This window comes from Moorena sp. SIO4A5 (assembly GCF_010672005.1).
GTDB lineage: Bacteria > Cyanobacteriota > Cyanobacteriia > Cyanobacteriales > Coleofasciculaceae > Moorena.
This window is the reverse complement of sequence record NZ_JAAHHZ010000058.1, coordinates 1-18,283: the sequence shown is the minus strand read 5'-3', so window position 1 is coordinate 18,283 and position 18,283 is coordinate 1. Positions and strand designations below refer to the sequence as shown.

Sequence of the window (18,283 nt, the reverse complement as noted above, 5' to 3'; positions counted from 1 at the left end):
TTATCCTCCCTATCTCCCTATCTCCCTATCTCCCCATCTCCCTATCTCCCCATCTCCCCATCTCCCCACACTCCCCCAAATCAGACCTAAAGCTTCTTCTTCACAGCTGACGTAGCAGTTAAGGCACCTACAGCTAATAGACCTAATACAGTTGTTGGTTCAGGAACGGTAGCCGAGGCTCCGTCATAAAACACGGTAATGTCAAAGGTCACATTTTGATCAGCTTCTCGAAAAGCAAGAACTGCCTCACCAGGAGCAACACTTCCTGAGGTTAGCAACAGTTTTTTCATATCCTTAGAGAAGATGAGTTCGCTGAAAATATCAGAAATACTTTCCTTACTCCAGGCTGCATCTTCTTCGGCAGGAATTGTGTAGAGTATACTGGTTAAGGTCTTGTCGATGTTATTTTCAATTACTACTCTACGCCCAACATCTGTGGTAATGGAATCCCCAGTTTCACAAAAAGGAAGACAAAGTTGGGCAGTAGGTTCCTCACCAACGGGGGGCTTAACAACTACATTTTTAACTAGTGTAATTGCCTGGGCTGCACTAGACATTGCCACAGTCATCAATGCTGCTGATGCTGTAGTCATAGCTAATTTTTGAGCCATCCCTTTGGTGACAGCTAATGATGATGATAATTCAGCCATCTAAATCCCTGATTAATTTTCCTATGTCATACTACCAAACAATCTGGACATTTTTTATAAATTTTTGATAAACTTATCATGAAGCTTATCTTCAAGATTGTGAAGGCTTTTAATAATTGAGCTTGTAGGAATTCAGCTCAGAAGCGAACGCACCCCGCGTGACCATTCGCGTAGCGTGGCCTTTTGGCCAAGGTCAATCCCATTAATCTCGCCCCGACTCCCGACTCCCGACTCCCGATTCCCTACTCTCTACTCCCTACTCCCTACTTATGGATACAAACGCCGCTGAATTACAAGAAAAAATTCGCCAACAATTTGATTTTGGCCCCTATCCCAGAATTCCCATCGACCGCTCCCCAAAAAAGCAGCTAAGCTTACTTTATTTCCATAATTTAATTACTCCCTATTATTTAAGAAATCACCAAGTCATTAATCCAGACCAGAAAGTTATATTAGATGCTGGCTGTGGCACGGGATACGGCACATTAACCTTAGCAGAAGCTAATCCCGGAGCCAAAATTATTGGGATTGATATCTCGGATCAGTCTCTGGATTTAGCCCGTAAACGCTTAAGCCATTATGGATTTGAAGAGGCAGAATTTCATCAGCTTTCTATTTATGACTTACCTAGCAATGGTTGGGAATTTGATTATATTAATTGCGACGAGCTACTGTATTTATTTCCTGATCCAGCCGTTGCCCTGAAAGCCATGAAAGCGGTTTTGAAGCCTGAGGGAATTATTCGCAGCAATCTACACAGTAAGCATCAGCGTCATTTGTATTTTCGAGCCCAAGAAGTCTTCCATCTGATGGGATTATTTGATGACAATCCTGAAGATATGGAAATTGAAATTGCTTTAGATACGATGAAAGCGTTAAAAAATAATGTTGATCTAAAAGCTCAAACCTGGAATCATAAATATGAGGGAGAAGACGGAAAAGAGAGAGTTTTAATGAACTATCTTTTCCAAGGGGATAAAGGCTACACTATTCCTGATTTATTCGCTGGCTTAAGAGAGGCTAATCTAGAATTTATCAGTATGGTTCATTGGCGACAATGGGATTTAATGAGTCTATTCAAAGAACCAGATAATTTGCCAGTGTTTTTAGCGATGAGCTTGCCAGATATTTCTGTGGAAGACCGACTGCATTTGTTTGAGCTATTACATCCTGTTCATCGGCTCCTGGATTTCTGGTGTGGACACCCGGACCAAGGCCAATCCTTTACCCCAATTTCCGAGTGGACAATGTCCGATTGGCAGAAGGCTAAAGTACATCTCCATCCTCAGCTGAATATACTAGACGTTAAACAAGACATGCTCAAAGCTATTACTGAATTACAGCCTTTTGAAATCAGTAGGTATCTGCCAGTGAGTGGAGTTCAATCTCTGGTAGACAGTGCCGTTGCCTCTTGTCTATTACCCCTATTCGATTCCCCTCAGTCGATGCCATCTTTAGTAGAACGATGGCAGAGATTGCGCCCAGTGGATCCGGTAACACTGGAGTCCATATCTGATCAGAAGGCGTTTGATACGGTGAAAGAGGCATTGATGGGATTGGAGAATTATGGATACGTATTGGTTGAAGGTTAGGAGGTTGAAGGTTGAAGGTTTGTAGGTTGAAGGTTGGTAGGTTGAAGGTTGAAGGTTAGGAGGTTGAAGGTTAGTTTGTTGAAGGTTGAAGGTTGGTAGGTTGAAGGTTGAAGGTTCCCGATTCCCGATTCCCGATTCCCGATTCCCGATTCCCGATTCCCGATTCCCGATTCCCTACTCCCTACTCCCTACTCCCTACTCCCTACTCCCTACTCCCTACTCCCTACTCCCTACTCCCTACTCCCTACTCCCTACTCCAAAAGTCCCGCATCGATTCCTAATGCCTGAAGTTGTTCCGGACTAAGAGCCTTTAATTGTGCTACCAACTGTTGCCGCTTTTGTTGCTCCTGCTGGACTTGAGCCTCCGCATACGCTGCTCGCTCCTGGCCAGTCAATAGTAGATTTCCCTCTCGATCCCACCATCGCAACCAAGGTTGTTCCGCTAGACCGAGATACGTGCCTCGCCACACCCCTAGTTCTACATTCATTCTATTAATGGGATAGTGGTTGCGCTCGTTAGGACTCAGGCGCTCGTAGGTGCCATCTTCCCAGTGGTACACTTCCAACTCCCCGGTATTGATCATAAATATACCGTAATAGGGAATGCGAATAATTTTCTCGTATACCCAGAATTTACCTGGTTTTTGAACCTTGCCATCTACTGCTTGCAACGGTGTTTGATCCCGTTCTTCCGCCCCTGTACCCGATGCAAACTCTAGGGCAATCAAAGGTGTTATATATTCCCGCCACAGTACATAAGAGCGTCTAATCTGGCCATCCAGTCGGGGCGGCACGTCAGGCACATAAAACCAATCCGGGGCTTCTGCACCTTTTTCGGGGGGGTTAGTCTCCCGCCAGTAAATCCCACAATCTTGACCGATGGCATAGCGATTGTCTGGGTGAAGCTCTTGCAAGACTGGCTCTATGGAGTCAGTCAGAAGAATGCTTTGGGGATGTTTCTGAAAGTTGTTGACAAAAGTTCCATCAGATTCTGGCAATTGGGTATGGTCTGGAAAAGGGCGCAGTTGTTCGTCAATGGTGGTGTTGGACTGAACCATAGCTCGAAGGTGTTGAGAGAGGATCCCCCCTAACCCCCCTTAACAAGGGCAGGGCTGTTTCATTCTCGCAAAAAATAGATGGGGAGATGGGGAGATGGGGAGATGGGGAGAATTTTGGACTAATACTCGGGATTTTGGGCAAATTTATCGTTCCCTTACACCAAGGCCGTTAACAAATTGTTAGTGATTTGAGTTGATTGAAGGCGGTTAATTCGTAAGATTTTAATGACTAAATTTGGGCATTTTTAGGTAAATTTTAGTTTATTTCCCTATCCCCCTATCCCCCTATCCCCCTATCTCCAATAATCGTTAACTTACTAAAGTTTGAAACAGCCCTGCCTTAACAAGGGGGCTAGCTGCTGTTGGTTATTTTATACAAAAACATTGCAATATCTACAAAGATGAGTTAGACTTTAAGCATAGATTTAATTCCATTAAAGATACTTTGTAACTTAAATTAAAGCCGATAACCAAGGTTTTGGTAGTTACGTTAATTGTCCAGAGTGGAGTTTCATTTATGCGCTAAGCCGGGCTTTGTCTGGGTTTAGCCTTGGGAGATACCCCCTGGCTGCTTTGGCAGCTTGCAAAGCGTGAGCCAAGCTCTTCGTTTTGTAGATTTTGGTAGCTAAAAAGTATCGGGAACCATCGCTCCTCTTTATCATCTCTAGCTTCCCCCTTATTAAGGGGGACGGGAGGGGGATCCCCACAACTGAAGGTTAGCAGGTTGACGGCTTAATTATAGCGCTATCTTTCATCAACCTGGTTTATTTGAGATTTGCGATCGTGAAGCGTAACCAAAGGTTAGTGGACAGTAGGCAAAAGTATCACAAAGGTTGCCAAAGCCTCAAGTAATTTGCTATACTTTAACTATAATATTAGTGCCACGACCTTGTCTTAATTAAAATTTCCCGAAAACCAAGGGTTTTGTAGTGACATTGGATCTGGTTCTAGAAATTTAATGGCGCACGAGGAATATTTCTTTGTGCTTTGGGAGATACCCCCTGGCGTTCGAATCAGCTTGCATTGGCGGGCTAAAGTTTATATTGGTAGACTTTGGTAGCTAAAAAGTATCGGTCAATCGGATTAATCTAGCTTGTAGGGTGGGCAAAAACACTTTGGTGCTCTGGAGAAATCTAGATCATCGAAATTTTGCCCACCATTACCGTTTGATGTCAGATATGCGTTCGCGTTCGCGCAGCGGAGGCCGTAGGCCAAAGCGTGGCCTTTTGGCCAAGGTCAATCCCATTCATCTTTTCGTGGGCAGCAGTGGTGGGCAGTGCTTACTTTAACTATGGCTTGCTGATATTATATTGCTGATGCACTGCCCACCCTACATCTATATCTACATCTACTCTCCCGACTCCCGATTCCCGACTCCCGACTCCCGACTCCCCACACCTCAAAAAATTTTTTCCCCTAGATGATATGAAAATTGAAACAAGTGGGTAAGTTAAGTCTAGAAGAAAACAATTCATAAGCATTCAGCTATCAGCGGTCAGCGATTAGCGCTACGCGCACGCTACGCGAACAGCTTTCAGCTTATGGGTGATCACAGGCTGGAAGCCTGTGCCACATTACTTGACTTTTGAATAAAATAAGCTGACCACTGACCACTGACCACTGACCGCTGAATACTTACAACAAATCAGCATCCCACACCTCCAGAAAGACTTATGAAAACTGATCTAAAAGTTAAACTGCTACAGCACCTGACCCAGAAAAAGCAAGACGAAGGTTTTACCCTAATTGAACTACTGGTTGTAATCATCATTATTGGAATTCTATCCGCCATTGCTCTGCCTTCTTTCTTGAACCAAGCTAATAAGGCGAGGCAGTCGGAAGCTAAAACCTATGTAGGTTCTATGAATCGAGCTCAGCAAGCATACTACCTGGAAAACAGTAAATTTGTAGTTAAAGAGACTGATTTTAGTGAGTTAGGTCTTGGCATTGCCACAGAGACTGATAACTACTTGTATGGGCTAAGAAGCGACGATGAGAACAGCAACGTCTCTAATTATGCAGACCCAAATAAGGATGGAGCTATTGACACAGAGTCTGCGCTTAAGGCATATTATGGCATCACAAGCGTAGGTGAGACAGAGACCAGTGAGACAACCACGTTGGCTGTATTATGTGAAGCAAAAAAAGTTAGTCGGTTTGATGGTCAAGTGGGATCTGAGGGGGCGATCAACGTTGATGCGAAGGGTGTTCCTAGCTGCCCGGAAGCCGACTGGAAACCGTTATAAGGTGATTAATACTTAGGTAAAACCTTGGTGAGGAAAGTTTTAATCACCACAAATTACGTATTTGGTTAGAGTGGGTAGAGGGTTCTACCCACTTTAGTTTTATGGAAATACTTTAAGTGGACAATTACGCTCATCACGTTTTGAATGGTATTAGAAAATGGGGTGATATCTTTAATTTAAATACCACAAAAGTATGACTAACTGGCAGCAACAAGCGGAGCACTATCTAATTCAGGGAAACTACAGTCAAGCCGCAAGTTTATACGAACAGGCGATTGAAGCAGAACCGGATGTGATCGCCTACTACTGGCATTTAGGGTTACTGTTCCTCTTGCAGGGTCAAGAGACAGAAGCCCAAACCACATGGCTGCTGGTGATGGCGGAAGCGGAGTCAGACCAAGTGGAGAGTTGGACTGAGGAACTGCTCCAGGTGTTGCAAACGGAAGCTGAGCGCAGGCAGGAGTTAGGGGATGATGCCCTAGCCTGGGCAATCCGCCAGCATATGCGGGAAATTTGCCCCACGAACCTGACTAATCTCTTGGAAATTATTGCCCTAAGCATCAAGCTAGAAACCTTTAGGGGTGATGACTTGACGGAGCTGGGGGTGATTGAACTGCTACAAACCCAGCCAACAGTAGAATGCAATCAGCAGTTATTAAAAGAGGTTTTAGAGCAGATACTAGAAGCCGAACCATTGCATCCAGCCTCCCTAGCATTCACCGAAGCTTGCTTAGCTTACCTGCCTAATCCTGAGTTTTGGTTTTGGCCGTTGCTGTCAGCCTGTATGAAAATTGGTCATACTTTAAAGCAACCGACCATTGCTGCTAGTTTTCTGGAACGTTATCGCTCCTTAAATCTTCAGAATCCTCATAATATAGAAATATTACGACATCTGGCTACCTTTTATCAAGATGCTCGTAATTATGACCAGGGCATAGAAACCGCTAAGTTGTGCTATTCCTTATCGGAATCCTTACCAGACCAAATATCTGGAATTAACCTGGTATTGCGGGGGATAATGAATGCGGGGGGCTATTGGCAGGAGGTTTCTGCGGCTTGCCAGACCCTAGAATCACTGCTGGTTTCACTAATTAAGGAACAACCAGCCAACTTGTCTGATGTTGAGACTCTGCGTCTGCTTACCCCATTCTTTCCTCTGGTTCATTTTAAGGACGAGCCTAGCCATTTTAGACCAATTTTGAATCAAATCGCTGAGGTGTTTCAGAGGAATATTCGGGTTTATGCCAAGGAAAGAGCGGAGTGGTATGGATCCCCCCTAACCCCCCTTAATAAGGGGGGAATTGAGCACGGGGGAATTGAGCAGGGAGTAAAAACTACTAGACCCTTAAAAGTCGGATACCTGTGTCATTGCTTAAGACGGCATTCTGTGGGGTGGCTAGCTCGTTGGCTGTTTGAGCATCATGACCGGGAGCGGTTTCAACTTTATGGCTATTTCCTAGACTACAAGCTGGTAAACGATAACGTCCAAGAGTGGTATGTCAATCAAGTAGACCATCCTCACAAATTAGGGATTCATGTTCTAGAGGTGGCTGAGCAGGTTTATCAGGATCAACTGGATATTTTAATTGACCTGGATAGCATCACCCTGGATATCAGCTGTGCAGTCATGGCTCTGAAACTGGCACCAGTACAAGTCACTTGGCTAGGGTGGGATGCTTCAGGATTACCTGCCATTGATTACGTGATTGCTGACCCCTACGTATTACCGGATTCCGCTCAGGAGTACTATTCCGAGAAAATCTGGCGCTTACCCCAAACCTATATTGCTGTGGATGGGTTTGAAGTGGGTGTACCTAGCTTACGTCGGGACCACCTGGATATTCCCAACGATGCCACCATTTATCTCAGTAGTCAGAAGGGATACAAGCGCAATCCCGATACCACAAGGCTGCAAATGAAAATTATCAAAGCGGTCCCCAATAGCTACTTTTTGATTAAAGGCAAATCTGACCAAGACTCGATCAAACGGTTCTTTAACCAGATTGCGGAAGAAGAAGGGGTAGAGTGCGATCGCTTACGGTTTCTACCAGAAGTACCTACGGAAGCTGTTCATCGTGCCAACTTAGGGATTGCCGATGTGGTACTAGATACCTATCCCTACAATGGAGCCACCACTACCCTGGAAACCCTCTGGATGGGTATTCCCCTAGTCACCCGAGTGGGAGAACAGTTTGTTGCTCGCAACAGTTACACCATGATGATGAATGCGGGAATAACGGAAGGCATTGCTTGGACAGATGATGAGTATATCGAGTGGGGGATTCGCTTAGGTAAAGACCCTGCTCTGAGACAACAAATTTCCTGGAAACTGCGACAATCTCGACAAACTGCCCCCTTGTGGAATGGTAAGGAATTTACTCGGGAAATGGAAAAGGCTTATTTGGAAATGTTAGGGAGATAGGGAGTAGGGAGTAGGGAGTAGGGAGTAGGGAGTAGGGAGTAGGGAGTAGGGAGTGTGGGGAGTGTGGGGTGTGGGGTGTGTGGGAGATAGAGCTTGTAGGGTGGGCAAAAAGCGATGCAGCGCGGTCTTGGGGGTTTCCCCCATGAGCGACTGCATCAAGACACAGTTTCGTTCAAATGAGTCTTCTAGATAATATTACTTTGCCCACCCTACTTGAATTGGTATTTTTTTTACACGCAAGTCCCTTATCTTTCACCCCTGATCTGTCTCCATTGTTCCTGAAACGTTGAAGTAGGACTATTTCCCTTTATTTGTTCAACAACTCTATCAGTTTCCATGGTGTGACGGTCAATGTCTTCCTGATACTCATCATATACCAATCCTAAATGAATTGTGATAATTTTTGTTCCCTTTTCCCTACTCCCTACTCCCTACTCCCTGTTCCCTGTTCCCTGTTCCCTGTTCCCTTTGGTATAGTATGCCATTGCCCCATGAACCTGGGCTAAGGACAGATCATACTTGTGAGCAATTTCTTCTAAAGATTCTTTCATCTCCAAATACATTTCAGCAATAGCAGCAACAGGCATTCTTGTCCCAGCGATGCGGGGTTTACCATAACAATAGTCAGGATCTATGGCAATATATTCGGTAGTTATTTGTTGGATAGACATTTGTCTGATTTTGATTAAAAGATAACCGTATTAATTATAAGCAAAAGGCAATAGGCATGCTAGCAAAAGGCAATAGGCATGCTAGCAATAGGCATGCTAGCAAAACTGATCTGACTCCCATCTCCCCATCTCCCCATCTCCCCATCTCCCCATCTCCCCATCTCCCCATCTCCCCATCTCCCCACACCCCATACCCCACACCCTACTCCCTAAAGAATTTGTTACAAAAATTTTTTAAATATGTTATAATATAGCGTTTTTTATGTTATACTATAAAAGTGGATGAAAAACGTCCATGGGAAGAGCCAGCCTACTGACAGTCCAAAATCTCTAGGCTGGCTCTAGATCGCCCCATAAAAGGAGACAACCCAATTATGACTTACTATCACCGCCTACACCCGTGGGCCATCGTTCGCCTGTTACCAAAGATGCAGCGAGTTGTTGTTGGTCGCTTTCGCAATCGTTCTGATGCGGAAGGGCATTTAAAGGCTCTGAAACGATTAATGCCTGATGCTGAATTCATCATTGTTTTTGATGTAGGCGATCTTCCTAGGGATGAAATGTAGAATTAAGAATGTAGAATTAAGAATGTAGAATGTAGAATTAAGAATTAAGAATGTAGAATTAAGAATTGAGAATTAAGAATGTAGAATTAAGAATTGAGAATTAAGAGGTTGTCTGAGAAGTCTCATTTGCTACATCTAAGCCCCCGTTGGTCCCCCAATTTTGGGGGCTTTTACCAGCAAATTGATTCTTTTTCCCCCCAGAATTGGGGGGCTAGGGGGGCAAAATTCAGTATCAAAAAACTTTTCAGATCTCCTCTAAGAACGCAGAAGGCAGAAGGGAGAAGGCAGAAGGCAGAATTTCCAATTCACCATTCATTCTTCATTCTTCATTCTCCATTCTACTTGGTGGTGCGTTACGGGGCGGGCTATTCCAATACTGGCCCTCGAAGTTAAAAATGAGGGCAAGCCCGCCCCTAACGCACCCTACATTCTTCATTCTTCATTCTCCATTCTAAATTCTTCATTCTAAATTCTAAATTCTCAAAGGAAAGCACTATGCTATTAAAAGATAAAAAACGCTACTACACAGCAGACGAGTATTTAGAACTAGAAGAAGCTGCTGATTATAAAAGTGAATATCGGGATGGAGAAATTTTACCGATGGCTGGAGGCACTACAAATCATAATAAAATTGCTCTGAATTTTGCAGCTCACTTGAAGTTTGCCTTAAAAGGACAAGCATACGATATCTATATCGGTGATGTACGATTGTGGATACCTGATTATAGCCAGTATACCTATCCTGATACTATGGTAATTCAGGGGAAACCCATCTATACCGGCAAAGGTAAGACGACTGTCATGAATCCCTTGCTAATTGTTGAAGTATTATCCAAATCTACTAGAAACTATGACCAAGGAGAGAAGTTTCTCTACTATCGCTCAATTCCCAAATTTAAGGAATATATATTGATAGATCAGGCCAGATATCATGTGATTCAACATACCAAAACCAGTGAAGGACAATGGTTACTTACTGAGCAAACTTCAGAAGCAGCAATTCTGGAATTAAGTACTATCGACTTTAAACTTAACTTTAGTGATATTTACGAAGGGGTTAATTTTGAAGAGGATGATGAAACTTGTCAAGTTTAAGGTTAAAAAGTTGAAAGTTGAAAGTTGAAGGTTTAAGGGTTTAACTTTTTCTGTTCCCTATTCCCTGTTCCCTGTTCCCTGTTCCCGATTCCCGATTCCCGATTCCCGATTCCCGATTCCCTAAAAAGCGTTATCGTAGTTTTGGTTAAGGCAAAAGAAGCTTCTCTGACTGGTATGTATCTCACCCATTTCGGCGCAAACAGCTGGCTACTGGAACTCCCAGAGCAACGAATTCTGATTGACCCCTGGTTAGTGGGTTCATTGGTCTTTGGCAACCAACCTTGGTTCTTTAAAGGGGACAAACCGGAAGCACTTAATAGCATTCCGGATAAAATTGACCTAATTTTGCTCTCCCAAGGCTTAGAGGACCACGCCCATACGCCAACCTTGGAAAAATTAGACAAAACTATTCCAGTGGTTGCCTCTACTAGTGCAACAAAGGTAGTCAAACAGCTAGGTTATACCCAGGTAACCACCCTTACTGCTGGTGAAACCGTTGCGTTAGGAGATCACATAGAAATCCGAGCCTTGCCAGGAGCACCCATTGGTCCATTCCAGCAGGAAAATGCCTATCTGATCAAGCAGTTGGATAGTGGTAAAAGTCTTTACTACGAACCTCATGGCTATCCCCCTGCTGAAGTCAAGGATTATGCCCCAGTTGATATCGTGATTAGCCCAGCGGTGACCTTAGAATTACCGTTACTAGGGCCAGTCATTCAAGGCCATAAAACAGCACTGCAGTTGGCGCAATGGTTACAACCCCAAGTCTTTCTGCCCACAGCAGCCGATGAAATTGTAGAGTATCAAGGGGTTTTGGCTTCTGTGCTGCGGGAAGTGGGGAGTCTCGAAGAATTGCGATCGCAACTCCTCCAGCAGAACCTGCCTACCAAAGTCATCACTCCCAAACTAGGGGTTTCCTTGGAGGTATAGCGCTACGCGCAAGGGAACAGGGAACAGGCAACAGGGAATAGGGAACAGGGAATAGTGAAAAAATCCTGTGTACCTGATTAGATTAGAAAGCGCTATACTTTCCTGATCTCCCACACTCCACATCTCCACATCTCCCCATCTCCCCATCTCCCCATCTCCCCATCTCCCCACCTCCCCACCTCCCCTTGCCTCTCCATGGGAAAACGCTACAGTATCATAGTGTCCCACATCAACAGCTAGGAGATCCAAAATGCTGGAGTTGTATCAATTTGAATTGTCCCAATACTCAGAGAAAGTACGACTGATTCTGGATTACAAAGAGCTGGACTATCGCAAAATTGAGGTAACCCCAGGAGTAGGACAGTTAGAACTATTCCAACTGTCTGGTCAAAGTAAGGTACCAGTGCTAAAAGATGGGGATACCGTGATTAGCGATTCCACTGCGATCGCAATGTATTTGGATCGCAAATATCCCGACAAACCCATCATCCCCAGCGATCCCAAAGAACGAGGACTCTGCTTACTGATCGAAGAATGGGCAGATGAATCCATTGGTACCAAGAGCCGGAAAGTGGTCTATGGCGCATTGAGTCAAAATCCCGACTTCCGCAAATCGGTCTTACCGAACCAAACCCCGGATGTGCTCAAAACAGTAGTTGGTTCCGTACCCTCGGAATTTTTAGATATTCTAGGGTTTGGTGTCGGTTGTGGCACTGATGCCGTCAAGGAAGCCAAAGATGGTCTCAAGCAAGACCTAGAAGCCTTGAGTCTATTGCTCCTGGATAGTCCTTATCTAGTCAGCAACTCCCCTTGCTTAGCAGATTTTGCCGTAGCTGGTTTAAGTCTGCTCCTGAAATTCCCCGATGGGAATTATCTCGATATCCCCCAGCAATATAAAGGTCAAGGGATTCCTGGCTTTGCCGATAGTAACCTCTATGAAACCTTTTTTGCTTGGCGCGATCGCATTTATGCTGATTATCGCAAACCCTTAGTTTCCGATAGTCCCAGTGATTCTCAACCCACATCAATTGATATCGAGTAATCAGATTTACCGTCAGCGGTCAGCGGTCAGCGGTCAGCCGTCAGCGGTCAGTGGTCAGTTTGACCCGATGGTGCGTTACGGGGCGGACTAGCTTGCTAGCTTGCCTATTGCCTAGAAAAGTGGTGCGTTACGGGGCTACTGGCGCTGGACCTTGAATATGATGGCAATCCCACCCCTAACGCACCCTACTCCCTACTCCCTACTCCCTACTCCCTACTCCCTACTCCCTACTCCCTACTCCCTACTCCCTACTCCCTACTCCCTACTCCCTACTCCCTATAACCCAAATGATTTAGGATTGCAATAGTCCTAGAATTATGGTAATGGATTTAAGTCAACCTTTAGGTTCAGTTATTCAAGGCTCTCTGTCTGCTGGATTGGAAGTGCGATTACACCCCGATGTCTCCGTAGAAGATATGCGGGTGGGGAAATTTCTGGTGGTTCAGGGAATGCGATCGCGTTTCTTCTGTATGCTCACCGATGTGTCTTTAGGAACCTCCAGTCAGCGGATTCTGGTTAATCCTCCTAATCCCAATGATGACTTTCTAAGGGATGTACTCGCAGGTAGTGGCACCTACGGTACGATTAATTTAACCCCGATGCTAATGTTTACGCCACAAAAGTCCCAATCACAACCGCCAGTGGAACTAAATGGAAAAAGTCCCTTAGGCTCCTTTCAAGCTCAAAGTAGCGAAGAGATGGAATTGTTACCAGTAAAAACAATTCCCAGCCACTTTTCTCAAGTATTCGATGCTAGTGAACGGGATTTTCGGGCAGTCTTTGGCTCAGAAGATGACCCCCATCGCCGGAATTTTTCCATTGGTCAACCCCTTGACATGGAAGTCCCCATATGCATTGACTTAGATCGGTTTGTGGAACGCAGTAACGGGGTTTTTGGTAAATCTGGCACCGGTAAATCCTTTCTAACTCGGCTACTGCTATCTGGGATTATCCGTAGGCAAGCAGCAGTAAATTTAATTTTTGATATGCACTCGGAATATGGCTGGGAAGCCGTATCGGAAGGGAAACAATTTAGTACAGTCAAAGGATTGCGTCAGCTTTTTCCATCCCAGGTACAAGTTTATACCCTCGACCCAGAATCCACCAGACGACGAGGGATTCGGGATGCCCAAGAGCTTTATCTGAGTTATGACCAGATTGAAGTAGAAGATATCAACCTAGTCCGAGGAGAGTTAAATCTTTCTGAAGCTAGTCTAGAAAATGCCATTATTTTACGCAATGAATTTGGCAAATCCTGGATTGTGCAACTGCTCTCCATGACCAATGAAGAAATCCAGGAATTTTGCGAAGTAAAACGAGGCAACAAGTCCTCAATTATGGCATTACAGCGCAAATTAAGCCGATTGGATGAATTAAAATATATCCGCAGTGCTTGTCCCCATAATTATGTCAAGCGAATTTTAGAATCTCTCGATGCCGGGAAGCATGTTGTCGTAGAATTCGGTTCCCAATCCAACATGCTTTCCTATATGTTAGCTACTAATTTAATTACCCGTCGTATTCATAGCAGTTATGTCAGAAAAGCCGAGATATTTTTGCAGTCCAAAAATGCCAGCGATCGCCCCCGTCCCCTAGTGATTACCATTGAAGAAGCCCACCGTTTCCTAGATCCAGCCACAGTAAGGCAAACAATTTTTGGGATTATTGCCCGTGAAATGCGCAAGTATTTTGTGACCTTGTTAGTCGTAGACCAGCGTCCTTCTGGAATTGATAACGAAGTCATGTCTCAAATTGGAACTCGGATTACCTGTTTGCTAAATGATGATAAAGATATTGAAGCAATTTTTACTGGGGTGTCTGGTGGCCAAAGTTTGCGTTCGGTATTGGCCAAGCTCGATTCTAAACAACAAGCCTTAATTTTAGGACATGCCGTACCAATGCCAGTGGTAGTCAAGACTCGTGCTTACGATCAACAATTTTATCAGGAAATTGGGGAGCTAGATTGGCAACAAAAGTCCGATCAAGAAGTATTTTTAGCAGCCCAATTAGCTAGGGAAGATATAGGGTTTTGAGATCAGCCGTCAGTGGTCAGCGGTCAGCGGTCAGCTATCAGTGGTCAGCCCTCAGTGGTCAGTGGTCAGCGGTCAGCCGTTGGCCTTTGGCACCTCAACTAGCGTGGCACCTCAACTAGCGTGGCACCTCAACTAGCGTGGCACAGGCTTCTAGCCTGTGTGACCCATAAGCTGTTCGGTGTAGCGTGGGCGTAGCCCATAAGCTGATAGCTAATATAGCAATCCGTGTAGGAATTGCTGAGAATTTTGTTCCCTACTCCCTACTCCCTACTCCCTACTCCCTGTTCCCAGATCCGCTGTTCCCTGTTCCCTTTGCTATAGCTGATAGCTGATAGACGAACTTTTCTAGTATGCTGAAGATATGATCCCATAAGGGTTACGAGACGTGGCAAATGCCCGATCTGGTAACATCAGGGCTTAATTCCCCTGTGATTCATCCGGGGGATAATTTAAAAGGAGATTAAAACTTGAGGAACCAAAATCCACAAAATTGGCAATCTTTAGTGGGGGGGATTATCGCAGCATTAGTTATTCTCCTCACCTTTAATTGTTTTGTAATTATCAATCCCGGTCAGGCTGGAGTCCTTAGTATTTTGGGTAAAGCTAGAGATGGCGCTCTGCTTGAGGGTCTCCACTTCAAACTGCCCTTCGTCTCTATAGTCGATGTGTATGATGTCACCGTACAGAAGTTTGAAGTCCCAGCCCAGAGTTCCACTAAAGATCTTCAGGATTTGACCGCTCGATTTGCCATCAACTTCCGCCTCGATCCCAATCAGGTGGTTAGTATCAGACGAAAACAAGGAACTCTACAGAATCTAGTGGCGACAATTATTGCCCCTCAGACTCAAGAGTCATTTAAAATTGCTGCCGCACTTCGTACTGCTGAAGAATCGATTACCCAACGGAGTCAGTTAAAGGAAGATTTTGATAAGGCTTTGGGCGAAAGGTTAGCCAAGTATGATGTCCAAGTATTGGATACTAGTGTCATTGACCTGAATTTTTCTAGGGAATTTGCCAAGGCAGTTGAAGAAAAACAGGTAGCTGAACAACAAGCCCAACGAGCTGTCTATATAGCACAGCAGGCTGAGCAAGAAGCTCAAGCAGAAATTAATCGCGCTCAGGGTAAAGCAGAAGCTCAACGACTTTTGGCCGAAACCCTCAAAGCTCAAGGGGGTGAACTGGTGCTCCAGAAAGAAGCGATCGCAGCTTGGCGAGAAGGTGGGGCTCAGATGCCTAAAGTTCTCGTTATTGGTGGTGATAGGAATAGCAGTGTTCCCTTTATCTTTGACCTAAACAACGTACCTCAATAGCATCAAAATGTCAATAAAATTATCAAAAACTCTTTAATTTAATGCTAGTTACTAGTGAGACGTTTGATAGTTTGCAGTTGAGTATTAGTAGTTAAATTACAACTACAAAAACCCGTTTTCTATATAGAAAACGGGTTTTTTAAAAATAAATTGATAGCAATCGAAGTAAAGCTTAATATCATGTCAGGATAATTACCCTTAATAAAAACCTCGCCCATCTCCCCATCTCCCCATCTCCCCATCTCCCCATCTCCCCGCGCCCCCGCCCCTTAATTATGGTATTCAACCAGACTTGATATAAGACATATTTCTGTTCCCTACTCCCTACTCCCTATTCCCTACTCCCTACTTCCTACTCTCTACTCCCTATTCCCTTTCCTATAAAGTTTCCATGAGTATTTTCACCCTACAATCCGTTCGCAAAGACTTTGGGATTAAAGAAATCCTGAAAGAAGCTAGCTTTAGTCTAGATCCTATGGATAAAGTTGGTCTAATTGGCACTAATGGTTCAGGTAAATCCACCCTATTAAAAATAATTGCTGGTCTTGAGCCCATTGATGCTGGTCAACTCTCCATTAATCCCAAAACTAAAATTGTTTACTTACCCCAACAACCAGACTTAGATGACAATAACACCGTTTTAGAGCAAGTATTTGCTGATAGTGGTCAGCAGATGACTCTGATTCGTGAGTATGAAGAACTTTCCCAGAAATTGGCTCACAATCCCGAGGATAACCAACTGCTAGCACAGCTCTCAAGTGTAACCCAGCAGATGGATGCCACAGGAGCTTGGGAACTGGAAACAAAAGCAAAAATTATTCTAAGTAAATTAGGAATAGTTGATTTTGATGCTCCCATTGGTCAGTTGTCTGGTGGCTATCGTAAACGGATTGCATTAGCAGCCGCCTTGCTAGCGGAACCAGAAGTATTGTTAATGGATGAGCCCACAAACCATCTCGATGCTATGTCCGTAGAGTGGTTACAGAGTTACCTAAATAGTTATCGTGGAGCAATATTACTGATTACTCACGACCGCTATTTTCTAGACCAGGTCACCAACCGCATTATCGAAATTGACCGGGGAGACCTGTATACTTACTCTGGCAACTATTCCTACTATTTAGAGAAAAAAGCCTTAGCTGAAGAATCAGCCATCAGTACTCAACGGAAACATCAAGGGGTATTGCGCCGAGAGTTAGAATGGCTCAAACGGGGTCCAAAGGCTCGCAGTACCAAGCAAAAAGCTCGAATTGACCGTATTCACGACATGCAAGCCAAAGAGTTTAAACAAGCTCAGGGTAAAGTAGAAATTTCTACCCCTGGTCGTCGAATTGGCAAGAAAGTAATTGAGTTAGACAATGTTTCTAAAGGCTATGACGGTAGAATTATGGTCAAAGATTTTACCTACGAATTTAGTCCCGATGACCGAGTTGGCATCATAGGTGGGAATGGGGTAGGGAAATCTACCCTAATGGATATTATTACTGCACGCATTCAGCCCGATTCTGGTAACGTTGAAATTGGGTCTACCATTTATATCGGTTACTTTGACCAGCATTCAGAAGATTTGCTCGAAGCTCTTAATCAAAATCAGCGAGTAATTGATTACCTAAAAGACGTAGCAGAGTATGTCACAACCGCTGATGGTACATTAATTACTGCCTCACAGATGCTGGAGCGTTTCTTATTTCCTCCCAACCAACAGTATGCACCAATTCATAAGCTTTCCGGAGGAGAGAAACGTCGCTTGTTTCTGTTACAAGTACTGATGAGTTCTCCCAATGTACTTATTCTTGACGAGCCCACCAATGATTTAGATGTACAAACTCTAGCTGTACTGGAGGAGTATCTAGAAGGGTTTAATGGTTGTGTGATTATTGTCTCCCACGACCGCTATTTCCTAGACCGCACCGTCGATAAAATCTTTGCCTTTGAATCTGAGGGTAACATACGTCAGTATCCTGGTAATTATTCCCTTTATATCGATAAAAAGCGAGAAGAAGAGGCAAAACTAGCCCAACAGATGGCTCAGACTCAAAGTAAAAAGCCTGAATCCTCTAAGGTCGAGGCCTCCACAAAAAAATCATCCAGTAATAACAAACCCCGTCGGCTGTCTAATTGGGAAAGGCGGGAATTCGAGAAACTCGAAAGTCAGATTCCCCAACTGGAAGCTCAGAAAGCTGAGTTGGAGAAAACCCTATATCAATCCCCTCCCAAAAATACCAGTGAAGTCCAGAAACTTTATCAGACCTTAGAGGCGTTGACTCAAGAAATTGATACAGCAACTGAGCGTTGGATGGAGTTGGCCGAACGGGAATCTTAGTTGATACTCCCCGGTCATTAGACGCGGGGATTCTGCTGACAGAGTAGATTAATGTTCCCGGTTACCCGAGCTGAAGTTCCCTATTCCCTTGACTTTCGGGTACTACCAGACATGATTAATTTTTGTTACGATAACCGAAAACATCCTGGATCGTAAACTCTATCACTAGACTTATTGCATCAATCATCCTTTTGCCCCCCTAGCTCCCCAAGTCTGGGCAGGGGATAATCGGGGCTTGGCACCATTGATGCAAGAGGTCTACTGTAGGTGGCGGTTTCCAGGGATAATCTGCTGTAGATGGGAAAACTGAGAAGGACTAATGGTCAAAGGAACAGGGGAATCCCT

General features: G+C 44.5%; 20 protein-coding genes. 14 read left to right on the top strand and 6 right to left on the bottom strand.

Annotated features, from left to right (window positions below):
* Positions 1-86: 86 nt before the first annotated feature.
* The gene (locus F6K57_RS18790; protein ID WP_293017692.1) at positions 87-650 is read right to left on the bottom strand and encodes a PEP-CTERM sorting domain-containing protein; all 564 of its coding nucleotides are present in this window, start codon (positions 648-650) and stop codon (positions 87-89) included.
* A 269-nt stretch (positions 651-919) separates the two neighbouring features.
* Between F6K57_RS18790 and F6K57_RS18785 the strand changes: the two genes are divergently transcribed.
* Together F6K57_RS18785 and F6K57_RS18780 are read left to right on the top strand one after the other, a co-directional pair.
* Positions 920-2,242 (top strand): class I SAM-dependent methyltransferase, encoded by a 1,323-nt coding sequence (locus tag F6K57_RS18785; RefSeq protein WP_293069868.1) that lies wholly within the window; start codon positions 920-922, stop codon positions 2,240-2,242.
* Between the two features lie 107 nt (positions 2,243-2,349).
* Positions 2,350-2,523, top strand: a complete 174-nt coding sequence (locus F6K57_RS18780) for a hypothetical protein (protein ID WP_293069866.1) — start codon at positions 2,350-2,352, stop codon at positions 2,521-2,523.
* On the opposite strand, the gene F6K57_RS18775 is transcribed toward F6K57_RS18780, so the two are convergent.
* A complete protein-coding gene (locus F6K57_RS18775) occupies positions 2,494-3,300 on the bottom strand; it encodes a Uma2 family endonuclease (protein ID WP_293069864.1) in 807 nt (268 codons plus the stop codon). The genes F6K57_RS18780 and F6K57_RS18775 overlap by 30 nt on opposite strands.
* A gap of 1,673 nt (positions 3,301-4,973) precedes the next feature.
* Here F6K57_RS18775 and F6K57_RS18770 point away from each other — a divergent pair.
* Positions 4,974-5,546, top strand: coding sequence for a type IV pilin-like G/H family protein (locus tag F6K57_RS18770; protein ID WP_293069863.1), 573 nt, complete (start codon positions 4,974-4,976; stop codon positions 5,544-5,546).
* 193 nt (positions 5,547-5,739) lie between these two features.
* Entirely contained in the window at positions 5,740-7,968 is a 2,229-nt protein-coding gene (locus tag F6K57_RS18765) for an O-linked N-acetylglucosamine transferase, SPINDLY family protein (protein WP_293069862.1), read from the top strand.
* Here F6K57_RS18765 and F6K57_RS18760 read toward each other — a convergent pair.
* From F6K57_RS18760 to F6K57_RS18750, 3 genes are all read right to left on the bottom strand, one after another.
* Positions 7,957-8,124 (bottom strand): hypothetical protein, encoded by a 168-nt coding sequence (locus F6K57_RS18760; protein WP_293069861.1) that lies wholly within the window; start codon positions 8,122-8,124, stop codon positions 7,957-7,959. The two genes, F6K57_RS18765 and F6K57_RS18760, sit on opposite strands and share 12 nt — an antisense overlap.
* Before the next feature lie 275 nt (positions 8,125-8,399).
* Complete coding sequence (locus F6K57_RS18755; RefSeq protein ID WP_293069860.1) at positions 8,400-8,639, bottom strand: DUF433 domain-containing protein; 240 nt, start codon at positions 8,637-8,639, stop codon at positions 8,400-8,402.
* A gap of 34 nt (positions 8,640-8,673) precedes the next feature.
* Positions 8,674-8,808: a hypothetical protein gene (locus F6K57_RS18750; protein WP_293017677.1), complete on the bottom strand. Its 135-nt coding sequence runs from the start codon at positions 8,806-8,808 to the stop codon at positions 8,674-8,676.
* 205 nt (positions 8,809-9,013) lie between these two features.
* Between F6K57_RS18750 and F6K57_RS18745 the strand changes: the two genes are divergently transcribed.
* The 3 genes from F6K57_RS18745 (at position 9,014) to F6K57_RS18735 (ending at position 11,230) form a co-directional block, all read left to right on the top strand.
* Positions 9,014-9,205, top strand: coding sequence for a hypothetical protein (locus F6K57_RS18745; protein WP_293069858.1), 192 nt, complete (start codon positions 9,014-9,016; stop codon positions 9,203-9,205).
* Positions 9,206-9,700: 495 nt separating this feature from the next.
* On the top strand, positions 9,701-10,300 hold the full coding sequence (locus F6K57_RS18740) for a Uma2 family endonuclease (RefSeq protein WP_293069856.1): 600 nt from the start codon (positions 9,701-9,703) through the stop codon (positions 10,298-10,300).
* A 174-nt stretch (positions 10,301-10,474) separates the two neighbouring features.
* On the top strand, positions 10,475-11,230 hold the full coding sequence (locus F6K57_RS18735; RefSeq protein ID WP_293069892.1) for an MBL fold metallo-hydrolase: 756 nt from the start codon (positions 10,475-10,477) through the stop codon (positions 11,228-11,230).
* Here F6K57_RS18735 and F6K57_RS18730 read toward each other — a convergent pair.
* Positions 11,207-11,479 (bottom strand): hypothetical protein, encoded by a 273-nt coding sequence (locus F6K57_RS18730; protein ID WP_293069855.1) that lies wholly within the window; start codon positions 11,477-11,479, stop codon positions 11,207-11,209. The genes F6K57_RS18735 and F6K57_RS18730 overlap by 24 nt on opposite strands.
* 1 nt (position 11,480) lies before the next feature.
* Here F6K57_RS18730 and F6K57_RS18725 point away from each other — a divergent pair, with 1 nt between their 5' ends.
* The 7 genes from F6K57_RS18725 to F6K57_RS18695 all read left to right on the top strand — a co-directional run bounded on the left by F6K57_RS18725 (position 11,481) and on the right by F6K57_RS18695 (position 17,938).
* Positions 11,481-12,272 carry a glutathione S-transferase family protein gene (locus F6K57_RS18725; RefSeq protein ID WP_293045416.1) on the top strand — a complete coding sequence of 264 codons (792 nt, stop codon included), beginning with the start codon at positions 11,481-11,483 and terminating at the stop codon, positions 12,270-12,272.
* A 157-nt stretch (positions 12,273-12,429) separates the two neighbouring features.
* Positions 12,430-12,579, top strand: a complete 150-nt coding sequence (locus F6K57_RS18720; protein ID WP_293069854.1) for a hypothetical protein — start codon at positions 12,430-12,432, stop codon at positions 12,577-12,579.
* A gap of 16 nt (positions 12,580-12,595) precedes the next feature.
* Positions 12,596-14,305, top strand: a complete 1,710-nt coding sequence (locus F6K57_RS18715) for an ATP-binding protein (protein ID WP_293069890.1) — start codon at positions 12,596-12,598, stop codon at positions 14,303-14,305.
* Entirely contained in the window at positions 14,302-14,424 is a 123-nt protein-coding gene (locus tag F6K57_RS18710; protein WP_293069853.1) for a hypothetical protein, read from the top strand. Before F6K57_RS18715 ends, F6K57_RS18710 begins: the two co-directional genes overlap by 4 nt.
* A gap of 66 nt (positions 14,425-14,490) precedes the next feature.
* A complete protein-coding gene (locus F6K57_RS18705; protein ID WP_293017662.1) occupies positions 14,491-14,637 on the top strand; it encodes a hypothetical protein in 147 nt (48 codons plus the stop codon).
* A 135-nt stretch (positions 14,638-14,772) separates the two neighbouring features.
* Positions 14,773-15,615: a prohibitin family protein gene (locus F6K57_RS18700; protein WP_293069852.1), complete on the top strand. Its 843-nt coding sequence runs from the start codon at positions 14,773-14,775 to the stop codon at positions 15,613-15,615.
* 391 nt (positions 15,616-16,006) lie between these two features.
* Complete coding sequence (locus tag F6K57_RS18695; protein ID WP_293069851.1) at positions 16,007-17,938, top strand: ABC-F family ATP-binding cassette domain-containing protein; 1,932 nt, start codon at positions 16,007-16,009, stop codon at positions 17,936-17,938.
* Positions 17,939-18,283: the final 345 nt, after the last annotated feature.